The organism is Novosphingobium organovorum (genome assembly GCF_022832435.1).
GTDB lineage: Bacteria > Pseudomonadota > Alphaproteobacteria > Sphingomonadales > Sphingomonadaceae > Novosphingobium > Novosphingobium organovorum.
The window spans coordinates 1-1,452 of the sequence record NZ_JALHLF010000232.1 but is presented as its reverse complement, the minus strand read 5'-3'; the positions used below and the strand labels follow the sequence as shown (position 1 = coordinate 1,452).

The 1,452-nt window shown below is 68.8% G+C and carries 1 protein-coding gene; it reads left to right on the top strand.

Features of this window, described 5'->3' with window-relative positions; translation table 11 throughout:
* Window positions 1–1,171 (top strand): putative 2OG-Fe(II) oxygenase (locus MTR62_RS20930; RefSeq protein WP_244024585.1); only part of this gene is annotated, 1,171 nt, incomplete at its 5' end.
* Between the last annotated feature and the right edge of the window lie 281 nt (window positions 1,172–1,452).

The window sequence follows — 1,452 nt, the reverse complement described above, 5'->3', positions numbered from 1 at the left end:
CGCCGCGTTGTGGCTGGGCCGGGCCATCGCGCTCGAGGCGGCGGGCGAGTTTGCCGCGGCCCGCCAGATCGGCGAGCAGCTTTCGGCGCACATGCCGACCTGGCTCGATGCGCACCGGTTTCTCGCCGAACTGCGTCTCAACACCGAGCCGGGGGCGGGGCAGACCGGGGGCTATGCCGATCACTTTGCCGCCGCCGCTGCGAAAGTGCCGCAGAACACCGACCTGATCGTCGCCTGGTGTGCGGCGCTTGGCGGGGCGGACCGCTTCGCAGAGGCCACGCGCGTCGCCGAAGAGGCGCTGCTGCGTCGGCCCGATGAACCGGCCATCGTGCTTGCTGCGGCGACTTATGCGAGCGCGGCGGGGGAGCTTGACCGGGCCGACCGCCACTTCGCTTCGCTTGGCACGGTGACGCTCGATCGCTGTATCGAGGAGGGGCGGCATCGGCTCCGGCGGGGCGATCCGCAAGCGGCCGAGGCGATGCTGTCGCGGGCGCTGGAGCAACAGCCGGGTCACGTTCTGGGCTGGGCCCTGCGTTCGATTGCCTGGCGCCAGCTTGACGATCCGCGCGAGCGGTGGCTGCACGGGCAGGAGGGGCTGGTGCGTCAGCTGCCGCTGGAGATCGGCGATCGGGAGTGGGCCGAAGTCGGCGCGGTGCTGCACCGCCTGCACGACGAATCCTTCGTGCCCGTGGGGCAGTCGGTGCGCGGGGGGAGCCAGACCCGCGGTCGGCTCTTTGCGCGCACCGAACCATCGCTGCGCCGGCTTGAACAGGCCATCGCTGCGGCGGTCGAAGACTATCGCCGCGCGCTCCCCCCGTTCGATCCCGCGCATCCCTTGCTGGCGCGGCGCGAGGATCGGCTGGCGATCACCGGATCGTGGTCGGTGCGGCTGGGGCCGGGGGGCAGCCACACGGTACACATCCATCCCAAGGGCGTGCTGTCCTCGGCGCTGTACCTGGCTCTCCCCGATGGCGGTGAGCAAGAGGCGGATATAGGAGTGCTCGAAGTGGGCGGAGCGCCCAAGGGAATTGCGCTGCAACCAAGCGCGGCGATCGCCCCGCGCGAACGCCATCTCACGCTGTTCCCGAGCACTCTGTTCCACGGCACCCGCCCTTTCGCGCGCGGTCAGCGCCTGACCGTCGCCTTCGACGTCACCGCCCGCGCGCACTGAGCGTTGCGTCCCGCCAGGCGCTGGTCGCGGGTCAGGGGTCCATGATGCCTGGCGACCGGCCTTGCCTGGCTCGCGCTGAACCGGCCGGGAGAGGGCAGGGCCTGGTGTCTGGTGCGCCCGAAAGGGCGTTTTTGCGCCGCTAGAGCATTTTCCGGTCAGGTGGATTCACCTGACGATTCAGAAATTGCGTCAAAACAAAGGTCTTGAACGGTCGATCCGATGCAATCTGATCGAAAACCGCTCTAGGCTGTAGTGACAATTTAGGGATTCCCAATCGCTTT